11 protein-coding genes are annotated in these 17,991 nt (G+C 34.1%); 3 read left to right on the top strand and 8 right to left on the bottom strand.

The features are described from left to right. Positions 1 to 74 precede the first annotated feature (74 nt). The 3 genes from J8M14_RS19855 to J8M14_RS19865 all read left to right on the top strand — a co-directional run bounded on the left by J8M14_RS19855 (position 75) and on the right by J8M14_RS19865 (position 4,547). Entirely contained in the window at positions 75 to 1,844 is a 1,770-nt protein-coding gene (locus J8M14_RS19855; protein WP_211076573.1) for an FG-GAP-like repeat-containing protein, read from the top strand. 151 nt (positions 1,845 to 1,995) lie between these two features. Continuing rightward, positions 1,996 to 2,964, top strand: a complete 969-nt coding sequence (locus J8M14_RS19860; protein ID WP_211076574.1) for a YpdA family putative bacillithiol disulfide reductase — start codon at positions 1,996 to 1,998, stop codon at positions 2,962 to 2,964. 74 nt (positions 2,965 to 3,038) lie between these two features. Continuing rightward, positions 3,039 to 4,547, top strand: coding sequence for a CRTAC1 family protein (locus J8M14_RS19865; protein ID WP_211076575.1), 1,509 nt, complete (start codon positions 3,039 to 3,041; stop codon positions 4,545 to 4,547). A gap of 123 nt (positions 4,548 to 4,670) precedes the next feature. Here J8M14_RS19865 and J8M14_RS19870 read toward each other — a convergent pair whose 3' ends face one another. The 8 genes from J8M14_RS19870 to J8M14_RS23340 all read right to left on the bottom strand — a co-directional run bounded on the left by J8M14_RS19870 (position 4,671) and on the right by J8M14_RS23340 (position 17,879). After that, positions 4,671 to 5,384, bottom strand: a complete 714-nt coding sequence (locus J8M14_RS19870) for a Bax inhibitor-1 family protein (protein WP_211076601.1) — start codon at positions 5,382 to 5,384, stop codon at positions 4,671 to 4,673. A 75-nt stretch (positions 5,385 to 5,459) separates the two neighbouring features. Then, positions 5,460 to 6,323 (bottom strand): zinc-dependent peptidase, encoded by an 864-nt coding sequence (locus J8M14_RS19875; protein ID WP_211076576.1) that lies wholly within the window; start codon positions 6,321 to 6,323, stop codon positions 5,460 to 5,462. Between the two features lie 287 nt (positions 6,324 to 6,610). Then, positions 6,611 to 7,495, bottom strand: a complete 885-nt coding sequence (locus J8M14_RS23170; protein WP_247672712.1) for a glycosyl hydrolase family 17 protein — start codon at positions 7,493 to 7,495, stop codon at positions 6,611 to 6,613. A gap of 36 nt (positions 7,496 to 7,531) precedes the next feature. Further along, entirely contained in the window at positions 7,532 to 9,097 is a 1,566-nt protein-coding gene (locus J8M14_RS23175) for an MFS transporter (protein WP_247672713.1), read from the bottom strand. 9 nt (positions 9,098 to 9,106) lie between these two features. Next, positions 9,107 to 10,591 carry a glycoside hydrolase family 30 protein gene (locus J8M14_RS19885; RefSeq protein WP_211076577.1) on the bottom strand — a complete coding sequence of 495 codons (1,485 nt, stop codon included), beginning with the start codon at positions 10,589 to 10,591 and terminating at the stop codon, positions 9,107 to 9,109. A 3-nt stretch (positions 10,592 to 10,594) separates the two neighbouring features. After that, positions 10,595 to 11,884 (bottom strand): glycosyl hydrolase family 17 protein, encoded by a 1,290-nt coding sequence (locus J8M14_RS19890; RefSeq protein ID WP_211076578.1) that lies wholly within the window; start codon positions 11,882 to 11,884, stop codon positions 10,595 to 10,597. Positions 11,885 to 11,912: 28 nt separating this feature from the next. Beyond that, positions 11,913 to 15,374, bottom strand: coding sequence for a hypothetical protein (locus tag J8M14_RS19895; RefSeq protein WP_211076579.1), 3,462 nt, complete (start codon positions 15,372 to 15,374; stop codon positions 11,913 to 11,915). 123 nt (positions 15,375 to 15,497) lie between these two features. Next, entirely contained in the window at positions 15,498 to 17,879 is a 2,382-nt protein-coding gene (locus J8M14_RS23340; protein ID WP_211076580.1) for a carbohydrate binding domain-containing protein, read from the bottom strand. Positions 17,880 to 17,991 lie beyond the last annotated feature (112 nt).

Raw genomic sequence — 17,991 nt, forward strand, 5'->3', positions numbered from 1 at the left:
GAATTATAATTCTAAACTTGTTTTTCATAAACTTTGGGGAAATTTATTCTTATAAATCTTAAAAACCTAGGCTTATGAGAACTCTAATTTTATTCTTTTGTTTCAGCGTTTCAATTACTGCTTTTTCACAAAAATTCACATTAATTACTGACACTGACAATCCAATCGTTTCTGACACGCCTGTGGCTGCAACTTTTTTTGGTATTGCTTGGACTGATATCGATAATGATAACCTTCTAGACCTATTTTATTCCGGAACTATTTACAAAAACTTGGGTAGAGGTAAATTTGAAGCTCTCACTACAGATATACCAAATCCACAAAATACGTTTTTATCTAGTTGTAGTTGGGCGGATTATGAAAATGATGGTGATCTGGATTTGATCTATTCCAGGTTTACTGCTCCTTCGACTTTGGTTACTCGAATTTATTCTAATGATGGCACTGGTCAATTTACTGAAGCTAACACCATACTCAACAATATCAATTCCGGAACTTGGAGTGCACAATGGTGTGATTATAATAACGATAGCTTTCTAGACTTTATCCTCACCTTTGCTGATGGTTTTTTAAACCCCACCAGTTTTCCAAATCGATTATATCGAGGTAATTCGGATGGCACCTTTACAGAAGTCACTGAACCTTACGAGTTTCTTACCACCAAAGCTGCATATACTGTATCCAGTTGGATTGATTATGACGAAGACGGCGATAGAGATTTGTTTATCGCTAGTGGCCCGGCTGCGGGACCAGCAGGTATTTTGCCAGATTTTTTGTTCAAAAACCTTCAAATAGAAAATGGCGCCGAAGGATTTGAAAGGATTCCAACCACAGAACTTTCCTTTTCCAATGATCCACAAGATGGGCAGTGCTATAATGCTGTCGACTATGATAATGATGGGGATCTCGATATTTGTTTGACTAATTTTGGTGGAGTGGTGAATAAATTTTATGTAAATGAAGATGGTACTTATATTGAAACCCCTACTCCATTTACTCAGGTCAATGATAATAATTTATCTAATGTTTGGGGAGATTTTGATAATGACGGAGATTTAGATGTTTTGATCACTGATTCCGGATGTCACGGTAGTGGTTACTTTAAGAACAATGGTGACGGCACTTTTACCGAAAGTGGAAGAAATATTATTAACCTTGATACTAGAGCCAACTCTACGGGAATCACAGTAGGAGATTATGATAATGATGGAGATCTGGATTTCTTTTCTGTTGGAGCTGGAACTAAAGCGCTTTTTAGAAATGATTTGAGATTCAAAAATCGATTCGTTAATATCAAACTTGTGGGTAATCCTTCTAACAAAGCTGCTCTAGGTACCAGGTTAGAACTAACAGCAAGGATAAAAGGCGAAGAAATAACACAGAAAAGAGAAATCTCTGCTTCTAATTCTTTTATGGGGCATAATAGCTTACGTGCTCATTTTGGGTTAGGTAAAGCATCCAAGATTGATAAACTAGTTATTTACTGGCCTTCAGGAAATGTTGATACCCATACTAATCTTAGAGCAAATAGATTCTATACTATAGAAGAAGGTAAAAAACTGAATTTTCCTAGAAAAGAACTTGAAGAAGACACTACAGATTCCAGTATTGTACTATATCCAAATCCTTCTAAAAATTCAGTTAAGATTACGATTAATGAACTAGAGGTCAACAACCCTATTTCAGTAAATATGATCGATACCTCTGGTCGTATTATTTCAGAAAACACTTTTGATACTAAAGAAGAGATTGTATTGGATACATCTTCCTTACCTAAAGGAAACTACTTTTTAAGTATTGCTATAGATGAAAAAAGTATAGTCAAAAAGCTAGTGATTAAATAGATTGTACTTTTTTATCTAATAAAAGGCAAGTTTCTACCAAGAAGCTTGCCTTTATTAGTTATCAACCTCTTAAAAATTAGTAGTTTTATAAAGTATTTAGTGTTGTAAGTATATAAAATTATATCCGTCAACTATATTAGATATTTTCTTAATGAAACATATAGATGTAATTATTATTGGCGGTGGGCCAATTGGAATAGCCTGTGGTCTTGAAGCCAAGAAAAATGGAATAGAATACTTAATCATTGAAAAAGGGCCAATTGTTAATTCTCTTTTCAATTATCCTATTAATATGCAATTTTTTTCTTCTTCAGAAAAACTGGAGATTGATGATATTCCTTTTATTAGTAAAGAAGCAAAGCCAAAGCGAAATGAAGCTCTGGAATATTACCGAAGAATTGTTACATCCAATGATCTGAATATTAATCTTTTTGAAAAAGTTATTACTGTCCAAAAAAGAGGCGATATTTTTCATATCGAAACCGAAAAACAAAAATATACTGCTTCCCATGTAATTGTTGCCACAGGATTTTATGATTTACCCAATACCATCAATGTTCCTGGAGAAAATTTATCCAAGGTTTCTCATTACTATAAAGATCCTCATTTTTATGCTAAACAAAAGTTAGTCGTTGTGGGAGCTAGCAATTCTGCTGTCGATGCAGCTTTAGAATGTTATCGCAAAGGAGCTGAAGTTACCATGATTGTTCGTAGCCCTGCAATTGGAAATAGAGTTAAATACTGGGTTCGCCCTGATATCATCAATAGAATTGAGGAAGGTAGTATCAAAGCATATTTTAATGCCGAAGTAAAAGAAATTCTTCCTAATCAAATTATCATAAAAACTCCTGAAGGTGATATCAGCTTAGAGAATGATTATGTTTTAGCATTAACAGGATACAAACCTAATTTTGATTTCTTAAAAAGCATTGGAATTCAGCTTTCTGATGATGAAAAATTATATCCTCAATATAATGAAGATACCATGGAAACCAATTTAAAGAATTTGTACCTGGCAGGAGTGATTTGTGGTGGTATGGATACACACATCTGGTTTATAGAGAATTCTAGAATTCACGCTAAAACAATATTGAAGTCAATTTTAAAATCAAAAAAGTAAAAAATTATAATTCTAAACCTTTTTTGATGCTTCTTTGTAGAATTTAGCTCTCATTAATACTAAAACCTTATTTTGTGAGAACTTTGACCTTATTTTTTTGTTGTGTTTTTATATCAAAAACTTTTGCTCAAGACTTTACTTTAGTCTCCGATGAAAGCAACCCAATTGTTTCTGAAGCTCCTATAAAGGGAACTTTCTTTGGTACATCCTGGACAGATATCAATAATGATAATAAACTTGATTTATTCTATGCTGGTACTATTTTTAAAAATCTAGGTGAAGGAAAATTTGAAACCATATCAACAGACATTCCTAGTTCTAAAGAAGTAGCACTGAATAGTTGTAGTTGGGCAGATTATGAAAACGATGGTGATCTGGATCTTATATTCTCCTGGGTTATTCCAAAAACTAAAGCAGAAACTAGAATCTACAAGAATAATGGTAATGGTAAATTTACCGAAGTCAAAACTATCCTGAATGATATAGACTCAGCTACCTGGAGTACTCAATGGTGTGATTATAATAATGATAGTCATCCTGATTTCATACTAACATTTGCTGATAAGTTCTTAGGCAATAGTCATTTCCCAAATAGATTATATAAGGGAAATAAAGATGGTTCTTTCACCGAAATAAAAGAATCTTATGAATTTCTAACAAAACTTGCCCCATATACGGTTTCTAATTGGATTGATTATGATGAAGATGGAGATACCGATTTATTTATCGCGAGTGGCCCTGCAGCTGGAGTAAAAGGTGCAGCGCCAGATTTCATTTATAAAAATTTACTTACAGAAACTGGAAATGAAGGTTTTCAGAAACTAACAAATACAGAACTTTCTTTTTCTGAAGAAAAACAAGATGGGCAATGTTATAATGCAGTAGATTTTGATAATGATGGTGATCTTGATGTAAGCCTCACTAATTATTCCGGAACCGAAAACAAACTGTATATAAATAACAACGGAAAATACGTAAAATCTGAAGCTCCTTTTACTACTACAAATACTAATAATTTATCAAATACCTGGGCTGATTTTGATAATGATGGAGATCTGGACATTCTCATCACTGCCTCTAGCCCAAAAGGCAGCGGTTATTTTATCAACAATGGGGATGGGACCTTTACAGAAAATGATTCTAATTTAATTAATGCTGTTACCTCTGGTAATTCTACCGGAATCACTGTGGGAGATTATGATAACGATGGTGATTTGGATTTCTTTGTGGTAGGCGGATCTAAAAAAAGCCTATTTCAGAATAATCTAAAAAACGATAATGGTTGGGTGAATTTTAAATTAATCGGCACAAAATCCAACAAAGCTGCCTTAGGAGCTAGATTACAATTAACTTCCAACATAAACGGAAAAATTGTCACTCAGAAGAGAGAGATTTCAGCTTCAAATACATTTATGGGCCATAATAGCCTTAGAGCCCATTTTGGATTAGCCAACAGTAGCAAAATTGATGAATTAATTATCAATTGGCCTTCAGGAGCTATGGACACATTCAAAAATTTAGATATCAATAAATTTTATACTCTTGAAGAAGGAAGCAATACTCCAAAATCATCTATTGAATAAAAAGTTATGGATAATAAGAGTTTATTGAATAATTGTTGGTGAGCAAATAAGCTACTTTTTATCAAAAAAAGGCAAGTTTTAATTAAAACCTGCCTTTTACTATATACATAATTATATGATTTTCTAGTCTCCGCTAAATCTTGATAAGATACTTAAGATATACCAAAATAATAACATTAATGAAGCGAATAATCCAAGAGAAGCAGCTACATATTGATCTTCAGAATATTTATGAATCATATTAGAAGTTTGATATAAAATAGATCCGGCAGCTAATGCAACCATACCCACACTAAACCATAATCCAAGGTTAAAGCCAAAAAGCGTTCCTGCAATAATCAATCCCATAGCAATAAAAAACCCAATAGTCAGAATAGATCGTAAAAAGGAAAAATCTTTTTTAGTTAGTAAAGCTATCGCGGATAACCCGGTAAATAATGCTAAAGTAAGTATTGCTGCCTGATTTAGGATATCTCCTCCTCCATTTGCAGCAATCATCATAGCAACAAAAATCAACGGAATAAAGATAAAAGCTTCAGCAACTACATAAAGTAACAGTGCCATATATTGTTTCCCTCTATCGTGACTTTTGATAGCCATTTTTTCTGCATAACTGGTCACTAACATAAAACCTCCCAGCATCAATAACCAAGTCCATCCTTGAGTAAGAGATAATGCAAATTCTAAAAGTGGTGGTATTTGAAAAAAAATAGTTTCTACAATAATAAATAACAAAACCGCCATCGCAAGATGAGTATACGTCTTTTTATAAAAAGCGACTCTTCTTTCATCAGTCAGCGACCCTACCAATGGCATTGGTTGTTGTAATCCTTCCATTTGTTCCATAATACATAAATTGTTTAGGTCATAAATATAACTTTTTTCTGTAAAATGATTTGATCGAAACCTAAATTAGTCTTCAAAATATCTAAAATTAAGCATCTGTTGTACGTAACTATATATTATGGGGAGATTTTCTTTTAGTTCTTTAGGAGATTCCATAAAAACCTCTACCAGAACTGCTATAAATTCAAACTTATCTGTAAAAGCATAATCCCTTAGCACATTAGTTTCTAACACCTTATTCCTTACATCTTCTGATCCAAGATATTTCTCTAGTTCCAAAAATGTATCATAAAATATCTCTGCACTGATATCATTACTTTTTATAGCATTATAATGGATCGCATGTGTAACTTCGTGTATTCCTAAATTAACTCCATCTTCTTCGTGTAAGTTTCCACTCTGAAAATGTTCCCATGAAAGCACTAAAACCTTTGACCTGGGATTAAACTCTCCTTTATTTTCTGTTTGATTTAGAATTGAAAAATATGAACTAGGATATAAAATAATAGTATTTACATAATCGAGTAAATAATTACGCATTCCAAATGTCAACTGAATTACGCTCATTGTAATCTCCATACGCATTTCATCACTAATTACCAGATCTTCTCTACTAACAAACTTGGTTGTCTCCAAAAACCGAACTACTCGATGTTCAAAATACTTTTTCCTTTTTTTATCTAGTTGATTATATAACTTATTGGTTTTAAGAAAAGACTTAAACTTAGTGGGCAATTTCTTAATCGGAACATAAAAATGAATAAAATAAGGCTTCTTATAAAACTTAACATAAAGTGTCTCTAAATATCTGGACACATAATATCCGCATATCAAAAGCATAGCTATCAAAAAAAGAATACCTAAGATACGATATGATCCAGTATCTGGAGATTCCTGAATCCTAATAAAATATAATATAATAAAGTTCAAAAGGGTATGTGTAGGTTAAATCAGCTACAAAATAGTGTTTTTATAACAAACACCATATTAAAACACTTATCTAACGTGAAGTATAGGTACAATAGTATCAAAACCAGTATATAAAACACAATTAACAAATAAATTGTTGGATGTCATCCATATCGAAAGTAATTACTGCAATTAGGATTTGAGTACTACAAATACAACCAAAACAAAAAAATAGAAACCAACAGTTTTATTTTTATTATTTAAAAACAATATCTCATCTATTGTTGATAACCTTAAAAAAGATTCTACTAATACTTTAACTGTTCATACTTATCCCAGATACCCCAATATGCTCCAACATCTCCCTCGGATCCTACTTTCCAGGATTCATCAAATGACGAAAAATAGAAAATATCTATACTATCTTCTTCAGACCATTTTTGTGTATTGATAAAATATTTAATTGCATTTTCTTCAGAAGGGAATGCTCCTTCAAGATTGGTTCCTTTATTGGGCCATCCAGTTTCAGAAATAATAACTTTTTTCCCATTTGCGGCGCGTAATGCTCTTTGATACATGTCTTTCATGTATAACAACGCATAATCTTGATCACAACCTTCCCAAAAAGGATAGCAGTTTGCTAAAATAATATCACACGCCTCAGTTACTTTAGGGTGATCGGTAAACTCATAATATGCATCAACATAACTAACTGGAATACCGGAAATTGATTCCTTCGCCTTATAAATGTAGTGTAATAGTTCTCCCTCTGTTAAATCCCCTCTATATAGTACTTCATTTCCAACCGCAGCTATATCAACATAGCCTTCATTACATAGTTGAATAAGACTCTCTATTTCCTTTACATTCATATCGGTATCATCACCTAACCAGGCACCTACAAGTGTTTTAAGTCCATATTTTTTAGCAATTTTAGGAATAAGTTCGTTACCTTCTATACACGAAAACGAACGTATCCATTTGGTATATGGGCTAATAATTTCTATCCTTCTTCTAATCTGTTCTTCTGATAATTGGTCTCCAGGTTTTTGTCCTTCTACATAAGCACTAAAACACAAACCATGCATGCCTTCTTCTAAAACCTCTTTAAATAAAGATCGTAAATCATCAATACTTTTATTAGCATACTCTATTGATGCTAATGACAAAAACTTTTTTCCTTTATAAGACATATTAAGTAACTATTTATATAAGATCTCAAACTATTATTAAAGCTCGCCCCTGCGATTTACCAATTCGATTTTTATATCTCTAGCTCGCTTTTCAGTAAGACTATATTTCCACATTACCCATACTGCTAATGCGGCAGTTACCGATGGAACTACTATATCTGCAACTCTAAGTCCATTCATGGTTTCTAAAGATTGCTCAGTAACATTAGGATCAAATCCAACAATACTTAAAATTACTCCACCTAAAACCAGTGCAATGGACTGCCCAATTTTCACCATCAACCAATAAATAGCTCCAAAGGTTCCTTCTTTACGTGGCATTCCATTTTCTAATTCATCTAAGTCGCATACATCTGCAGTCATAGACATCATTAATGTAAACAACCCTCCCATTCCAAAAGCAAATAATGGTATTGGTACAAATATGAGCCACGGCACTTCGCTTCCGGGATCTATACTAAACCAGGACATTCCTATTGTATCCAATATTGGATTTAAAGATTCAAAAATGGAACTTATTCCAGCATTTAATGATCTACCAAATCCTGTTTGATTAAATTGGTTATTAAGCTCCTTATCAAAACCCCACCATTTTAAAAGGTAACCAACTATTGACAAAACAGTTGAAATTATAAAAGCTTTTTTCTTCCCCCATTTATTAGCCATTTTCGAAATAATTGGGATGACAATAAATGCTGTAATTATAGCATTCATAGTATTAAACCAAGCTGGCCAAGTACTGGCTAATTCATAACTGCCATTATACATATAAAATACAATAATGAAAACTCCAAATGCAGCAACAAGTTGGAATCCATTAAAGACTAAGAATGTCGCGCCACATAACTTCATAAACGGTTTGTTTTTAGAAACCTGAACAATTCCTGCAAATAAGTCTTTCATGTTAGCAGCAAGTGTTTTGAAATTAATCTCTTTTCGATTTTCCATATGCGAAGAATCGATACCTTTACAAAATAACGCTGGTAAAATTCCAAAAACTATACACATTGCGCCTACAATGAATGCCATTGTACGGACTCCTTCTGACTGTGTATTAAATGTATTAGAGTCGGGAATAATAACATACAACCATGGCACAATCATCCATGCAATTTGCCCCATAGTGTTAGAAAATGCCATTAAACGTGTTCTTTCGTTATAATCTGATGTCATTTCATATCCTAGTCCAACTAATGGAGTGGCAAACATAGTGTTACCGATAAGAAATAGTAGTTGAAGTATCATGACATGCCAAATAATATATGATTGAGAAGCATTATCATCAATTTGCCACATTAAAAAGAAAAGTATACCGCTTATGATAGCTCCAACAAAAATATAGGGTCTTCGACGGCCCCATCTGGATTTAGTATTATCCGAAATGAAACCCATTATTGGATCCGTTATCGAATCAAATATTCTAGGCAGCCCACCTAAAAGTCCAGACCATAAAGGATCAACTCCCCACGCCGTTAATAGAAAGAATTGAATAAAAACCTGAAGCGTTCCAGGCAATATATTTAATATAAAATGACCTGTACCGAAAGCAGCTTTTTGACCTACGGGAACTTTATCTTTTGCGGCAGTTTTAATATTTGACATATTCAGGTTTTAGTTATTAATTACTATGGTTTGTATAGCTTGCGAGCTAATAGAAATCACTTTATTTTTTTCTTTTAGACTAAGAGAAAATTGTTTAGACTTTTTTGTTGGGTTGAACACCACAACGACTATAGAACCGTCAGAATTTATAGCTCCCGTAGTCATAAGTTCTTTATCTGTGTGTTTTACTCCAATTACTTTGGCTTCAGGACGAATGTATTTACTGAAGTGTACCATAACATAGTAGATAGGCGTTAAGTAAACCTCATCTTTTTCAGGATCTACAATAATGGGTGCAACACACCAGTTTTTAAACCAATTTGGCCCTCCTTGTTTGTCCAGAACCATATTCCAATCAACCCATCCATCTACCCAATTATTTAAGCAACCGATAATATCTCTTGCATATCGATATACCGGTACATATTTAGGATGTAGGTGTTTATCCTTTTCGGGAGCCCAATCCCATCCCCAATCTGTAGCTTCTTTACTCCAGTACCAGGCATCATCTTTCCACTTAGGAATCTCGGAGTCTACACAAGCTTCTGTTTGAATTAAAAGTTTATCCGGTGCTTTGTTGTGAGCATATTGCAACTCATCTGGATAATACTCATAAGTGCTATCATACCAGTGTATAGCGGTACCATCATAATATTTTGAGGAGGCTTCATTTTTGTACATCACATCTACCCATTCTTTTAACTCTCTTCGGTTTTGATCATACCCTAATATGACTATATCTCCTTTTCCTTCTGCCTCTAATTTTGGTCCTAAATGATTTTGGACAAAATCGGTCATTTCTTCAGGAGAAAAATGCATACTTTCCCAATTATTATCATTTCCGTGCGGTTCATTCTCTACTGTAAATCCCCATATATCAATACCTTCTTCTTTGTATGCATCTACATATTTAGAAAAGAATAATGCCCAGGTATCATAATATTCTGGTAACAACTTGCCTCCCACCCAATTGTTATTATCTTTCATCCAGGGAGCTGCAGTCCATGGAGAAGCAAAAATTTTAAATCCGTCTTTTGAAATCTCCATTGCTTCTTTGATCATTGGGATTAAATCGTCTTTATCTTCCTGAATAGAAAAATGTTTTAATTCTTTATCCCCTTCTACAGGTGTGTAGGAATAATTGCTAAGGGAAAAGTCACAAGAATTCATATGAGTCCTTGTAAGAGAATAGTTTGCGCCATCCTGATCAAAGTAAGCTTTTAAAATTCTTTGACGATTTTCTTTTCCCAACTTGTTTAACAAGTATGCTGAAGATTCTGTAAAAGCTCCTCCAAAACCAGTTATGGTCTGATATTCTTTTTCCAGATCTAAGCTTATTTTGGAAGCTTCAAGGCTATCAGAAAACTCGGTGATAATAGTAAGTTTATTACCATTTGCTGAAGTTTCAATAACTTCCACTTGTAACTGCTCCAGGTTTTTGTTACAACTCATACATATCAGAATAAATAAACAATAAGCCTTTAGTGATTTCATGCTCTAATGATTTAAAGTGATCTCTTTTTTGACAGGAGGTAATTGCACTTCTAACAGCAGGTCTTCCTTATTACCAGCATAGGTTTTTGTAATAGGATTTCCATTGCGAGTGAGTCCTTTAAAAATCCCATCGTCTACCAAATCCCAAAGCGCATATTTTGCTTTGCCGTCAACCGTAAATAATCCAAAATGATTTTCTGATCCTCCAGGGTTTTGTGCATCTTTCCAAGGTTCATCAAATGCTTCAAAATAAAAACACGACAGGTTATTTTCTTCAGTCCAATTTCTCATTAATTTGTGAAACAGCGCTTCTTTGTATTCGTCTGTAGCTTTGGATCCTTCGGGTCCATAAAAACCATTAGAAGCACTTGCCCAGCCTGTTTCTCCTATATGAATGGGTTTATTAACACCTAGCCCTTTGATATAACTGGCAACACTATCTCGCTGCGATATGGCATAAGTAAGTGCACGTTTCATAGCGACATCAATTTTTTCTAAACTCGATAGTTCAGTTTCTTTTCCAAACACACCCCAAAAAGTTGGATTATAATGGGTGTCGTGCATTGGATACGTATGTATTGATAGATAATCTACAGCTTTTATAAGGTCTTCGAGAGCTTTTACATGGTATTCGTTGGATCCTCCTCCCCAGGAGGCAAAATTATCAGAACTTGTAATCCATAAATCCTTGGGAAGTGTTGACTCTTTTTTCAGGTGTTGCAAATGATTTACCCATTTTAAGATAACATCTGGTTGTACATAATATGAGGTTGTCCATTTGACCATGGCCTCGTTTCCTACTGCTATTACTTTTACTATATCCGGATACTCCCTGGTTAGCGCAACTGCTCTATCAATTTCTTCGGCATTGTACTCGCTTTCTTCATAATGATTTAGTGGTTGATCGGTCCATGCGTTTTTACAATCTATCCAGGCACCCAGCATCACATACATTTCAAAATCAGCATCTTCCTTTTTTAATTCCCGTATTGCCTTTAAAACATTTGAAGCATGAGGTAATCTTACATTATAAGTTCTTAAAATTCTGATTCCCATCGCAAAGAGGATTTTTATATCTTCTTTAAACTCTTCAACAGTGGGTTGTATGTCACGGGTATTTTTTCTGTATCCTCCATATGACATGGCTAAATACTTCGGGTTTCCAAGAATATCTTTTGCTGTCACTTCTTTTTTGATTTGGGGTTGGTCTTGTTTTTTTTGTTTCGCTTGACCACAAGAAATTGCTAGTCCTGTAACTATGGCAAGTATTGCTATTTTTACTATCAATTTCATGTTTTCAGCATTTTTTAAATACTATAATCTATCTTAACTGATCTTCTTTTAAATTCACGGTAATTTGAAGAATGTCTCCTGATCTACTAAAAACCTGTTTGCTCATCTTGGTATTTACCATCAAGTCCTCAAATCTGGTAGCTATATTGTTTTTATCAATCAACTCAATACTGTTTTGATTTGCAATCTGAAATACAACAGGTACCTGACAATAAGTAAAAGCCAATTGGTTTTTGGACAATGCTATTTCTTTATGATTCCCCAGGACATTTACATATCCGAATGTTTTTTCATTCTTTAAAAACTCTGTTTTACGCAATAAACCTTGGTTAAAGCTTAGCTTACCGTTTTTGACAGAGACTCCTAATTCTCCAAAACGACTTAAAATATCTTCTTTTACCTGACCGGTCATTCCTGGTTGTTGAGCTCCTCTACCAAAAGGAGTATGAGAATAAGGGTCTGTAGGAAATGCCCCATATAAGGTCGGAGATTTGTGAACTCCGATCCCTTCATTAATTTCATAGAAATGTTCTAATAAGTGCCCAATAATTACTTCATTTTCATTATTGTTAATCGCCTGTATACAACATTCCTGAACGGCTAATAATAATTTAGAAACCATATGCCAATAAATAGATCCTAACCCTTCATAACCGTAAAATGTTCCTGATCGTCCTGTAAATGCCTTATGATTAAAAACATCTTCGAACGCCTGAAGTACTTTTTGAGAATCTAACGTTATGAGGGGTTGATACTTGGTTTCAGAAAGTTTTTCTAATGCTACACGTACATCGTCAGCATTTTTAAAGTTTCCATTAAAATGATATTCACCATTCACATCTTTTTCGATAATCTCAACATTACCATCATTCAATAATTTTTGTAATAGTTTTGATGACAAAACTACCCTTTCAGGAATAGTGTTTCTCTCTAAAAAGCCTTTGAGTTCTTTATTTGGATACAGTAAATAGCTGTATTGGTCTTCTCTAAAAAGCTTACTGTTCTTTAAGCTATTTAATACATCCAGTGCTTCTTTTGCGGTAAGATAACCAGAGCTTAAAACGGCTACCTGACCTTCAAGCATCTCGTCTAAATAGGAAATGGAGACAGCATTATTCTTTACTGTCATTAAGTTATAGGCGTGATATAGATTATCTTTACGCTTATTGGCTTTTATAGAATGTTCTAGATATAATCTACTTATGGCAACAAAACGTATCAATTTATCTATCGACAAAACTGTTTTCTCACCTGAGAAAGCATAATCATATATTTGGTTCCTAAAGACACTACCGGCTTTGCCCAAATCATCTAAAATTACTTTTCTATCTATATCACTAATAGATGAAGAAAGAAGGTGTTTATTAAGTTCGAAAGTTTCCAGAACTTGAGTGAACATATCCATCATTTCAATTGATATTGATACTTCTTCCACAGTAGTGTCTTGTAATAATTCTTCAAAGAAATTAAAAAACCTGTTTAGGTAACATAAGGTCACCATAGAGACTCCATTACCAACCAGAGCATTATTTGCATCGTTCCATTCAGGTCTTTGCGTATTCATCCAGATGCCTCCTTCAGGAATGAAATTAGATAGTTTAGCTAAAGAGGTAGCTAGTATTTTTTCTATAAAATTAGTCTTTACAATAGTGTTGTTTTTATCTCGTAGCAAAGCTCCATCTGCTCCTAATACTGATCGTTCCTGACGAATCTTCTTATCAGATTCTTCATCAAAAATAATGGTGTCCTTAGGATTTTTAAGTAACGATTCATATGGTTTTATTTTATAAGGAACATTGGCATAAACAAATACATCTTGAGTAAAATAGTTCTCCAATTGCCCGGGTTTATAATTACTTATAAACTCTAAAAATTTTAACAAATAGATAATTTGATGGTCTCCCCAATAACCAATATAAGACCAGGGGTCGTCAGGTTCAATAGTTTCCCAATCAAAACCATCTTTGATCACTCTGTATGGATTATAACCATCAAAGGTGGAAGCATTCAAAAATTTATGAATCATGCTATCTATAAACTCTGGATAAGAAATTGCCAAAGCTTCCCAGTTCTGGAAAATATCTCTCCAGTTACCCTCGTAATCCAAAATTTTGGAGCCATCAATTTCGCTTTGTGTATTAATAGAAAACTTGTTCCAGGGACGACTTGGATCCCCGTGACGACGACTGAATTTTAGCGGCATATATTCTGAACATAGGCGCTTAAAGTCGGTATCGTCCACTGTATTGGCGACCCTACAAAGTTCTTGAACCGTAAATATATCCGGTAGTTGGCTTAAAAGATCTTCAAAACTGTGTGCTATTTTTTTATTAGCATTCCTTAGATAATTATTAAAATCCCATTTTTCTATTTTGTAATTGTCATCAAAAATTCCGCCACGCATGATATTAAATAGCGTATTAGAATAATGTCTAGTATCTTTTTGGCTATCTGCAGAACATTGAATCCCATCAGATGCAGCTACTAATTCGATCAGTTGAGTTGTTCCTAAGGAAATATCTTCATTCACTTTATCGAACAGTGATACGTCTTCTTTGATTTGTTTTAACAAACGGGCTATATCAGAATGATTTTGATTTACATCAGCAACAATTATCCATTCTTTAGAATTGTCAGAGGACAACTCTATTTGAGATATCACAAAATAGGCTCCTTTTTCCCCTTTGATATCAGTTTCTTGATGTACGGGCTGACCACATCTAAAATTATTGAGTTGCAACGAAGAAACCAGATATTTAGGGTTTTCCAAACCAATGGACCAGGCTATATTAGCTTTTAGTGCTTCACTTGCTTCGGCTTTATCCACCAGAATAGCGCTTAAAGCATAGATTCCTAATCCGGAAGAATCTTCCAGCTCATTACGTTTGTATGCATCTACCAAATTACTTGATTGATTTTGGAGATCGCTACCAATACTTGCAGGCATAATATTTTGAACTCCATCTAAAACCAATACTCCTACAGCTTCGTTAGAAGTATTGGTAAGTTTTGATTTTTTTATAAAACCGAACTCATTGCTGGAATTCCATTGATAGCTGAAGGTTAACTCTAGGTCATGATTAACTTCTTCAAATATAATTTTGTTTCCGTATTTGTTTTTGTATAGGTTTTGGGTAGTATTATATTTACCCTCAGACCTTACAGAAAAAGGTTCCCATATATACGTTTGACCACCTTTATTAACCTCAAATATTGATTTGCTTCCAGTGATATCATAAGATTCGGTTATTTTATCATCTGTGTAATAAGGAAATAATGCATACTCAGCATTTTTTCTTCCAGCAGATATACCTCCATTACTGGAGATAAACATCCAATGATTATAGTTACTAACTATACTCATAAAAAAGGGACGCATCCTATCAGAATTAGAGATCATAAAGAACATTTCATTATTTATATCAATGTAGTTCAGTTTGACTTCTTTATCTTCTGCTCTTTCTGACGTTAATACAGAGTTCTTTATCATTTTTTTTATCTACTTTGATTTAAAAGATTAATCCTCAAATCATTTATTTTTAAGGTTCAAAGAAAGGTTGAGTGCACTATTTCTCGATCTTTTGTTATTTTAAACTGATAAGATCATTTGATATTAATTCGGCGTAATATTAAAATCATCTATATAAAAGGTAACGTCTGCCGGCGTAGTACCAGGATCAACATTACCAGGTTTTACTACTAACATAGTATATACAGATTCGTCTGATGTATTAGGAAATGCATTGGTAGATAAGTCAAAGGACATTTCTACCCAATCGTTTGCTGTTGTTAGGTTTTGAGCATAAGGTGCTGGATTACCAATAGCACCTCCTTCATTAGGGATAGCAACAATCTCCAGACGTATCTCTTGGCTTGGTAAGGTCGAATAAATCTTGAAGGTAATAGTAGCATTGTTTGTAAAGGAACCAGTTTCAAAAATGTTTTGAAACCCGCCAAAACCGTCTGCACCGGTTAGCTTTGTAAACTGATACACCTTATCAGATGTATTTATTCCTCCAGAAACTGGATTATCTAAAATTTCTTTTGATTGATTTGACCCAAAAGAAATATTAAACCCTTCGCAATCTTCAAAATCTACAGGGAATGAAACCACATCCATAGTTGGTCCTCCACTACAGCTGCCGCCACTCAGGAATAATGCCACGTTATCTATATTTACGATTCCTAACTGATCTCCCATATCAAATAATACACGACCATCTGCTGCCCCAGGAACACCCATAAATGTATACTCAAATCTTGTTGGTGTTGTTGATAATACTGGATTATCTAATCCAGGTGTTTCATTAGTGTTTGCATTGGCAAAGTCAGGATTACCGCTACGGCCGACTCCTGCAATAAGTGTTCTACCATTAGCACTAGCATCAGTCCAAGCATCAAATGATAGGATATATGTTTGACCATCTTCAATATTTAATTGTTGACTCAAGTTTACCGAAAATGGAGTGCCGACTGCTCCTACATTTACTTGATAGAACGTATTGTTGCCTTCTGTTACAACAGGTGCCGGAGGTCCTCCAACACCGGAAACCCAAGAATCACTACCTCCTTCAAAATCACCATTCATTAATAAACCATCATCAAAAACAGGATCAGGATCACCAGCATTGAGTGTTAGATCATCTAAATAGTACGTTCCTCCATTTGTAATTGGACTATCAGATTCATCATTATCTGGCTTTATAACTAATTGGTTATATGCCGTTGGTGCTGCCGGTAAATTGGTAAATGAAAATTCTACTTCAGTCCATTCATTAGCATTCTGAATCGTTACAAATACAGGACTAGGGTTTCCTATACTTCCATCATTTGGATTTGCCAATAATTCAAATCGGAAGACAACGTTTGCCTTCGTAGAGTATACTTTTAATTTAAAGATATCTGTAGTTGTAAGATCAAAACCGTCCGCAAATGTATTTTGAATTCCTGCAAAGAAATCTGAACCCGTAGGCTTATCTACTTTTAACACAAAATCAGAAGTATTTATACCAGTTTTTGATGGATTTATTGTTAATTCAGAAGTGATCATAGATCCGAAATTATCTTCTGAAGGGAACGTAGCACAACCCTCAAAATCTAACGGAAGAGATGTAGCAGCTATCGGAACGTCATTACACCCATCGGTAGGGATTACTTCAATAAATGTAATATCATCGACATAAAAAGTTCCTGATACTGAAGCGTCTGCAAAACCAACAAACAAGTCAAGGTTTTTATATTGTCCGGTTGGAACAAAAGGCTGCCCATTTTGCGGATCTCCATTAATAAAACTTCTAACCGCATCCGTGGAGAAATTAAAATCTAATAATTCCCAACCTGTTCCTCCATGTGCAGTATTTACTTCTACATCACGTGCTCCACTAACTCCTCCTGAGAATTTAACTAACATATTTCCCGGTTGCGAAGAGAATAATTTCAATTGGATTGTATTATTTGCTCCACTAAAATTAATGGGGGTATCTAAAGGAAATGTTACTCCCTTAAATTCTACTCCATTAGATACGATCTCCCCAACATTTGAAGCCGTATCATTAGCCCCCGATAACTCTGGGTTTGCAATCACCTGAAATTGTGTATCAAATACTTCAACCGATCCATAGTTTACACCTGAGTCATCAAACCTAATAGGAATATTAAGTGGTAATGGAATATTTATGAATATTTCATCTTCAAAAGTGCCTTCTGCTCCAGCTACATTTTTTGCGGTTAGTATAACAGTATAACTACCTGTTTGGTAGACTTTGGTTGGATTAATTTCAGTAGAAGTTGTTCCATCACCAAAATCCCATTCGTAACTATCTGCATTCTCTGAAAGGTTGATAAAAGATACAATCCCTGTGTCCTCATTTATAGTCTGTGTAAAACTTGCAATAACCTGTGGTAAGTTGGCATCGTCATCATCTTCACAACCAAAAAAGGCAACGGATATAGCTAGAAACCAGATTATATTAGTTTTTTTGATCAATTGTTTCATGAGTTATCTTATTGTTTTAGAGGTTATCTGGAACTCGCCAAATAGTCATTTCGATGTGAATCAAAACTCTTCCAATTGGTTCGTTTCATAATTTTTATTAATTAAATTAGTT

Source organism: Aquimarina sp. MMG016, assembly GCF_018100805.1.
In the GTDB taxonomy this organism is placed as follows: domain Bacteria; phylum Bacteroidota; class Bacteroidia; order Flavobacteriales; family Flavobacteriaceae; genus Aquimarina.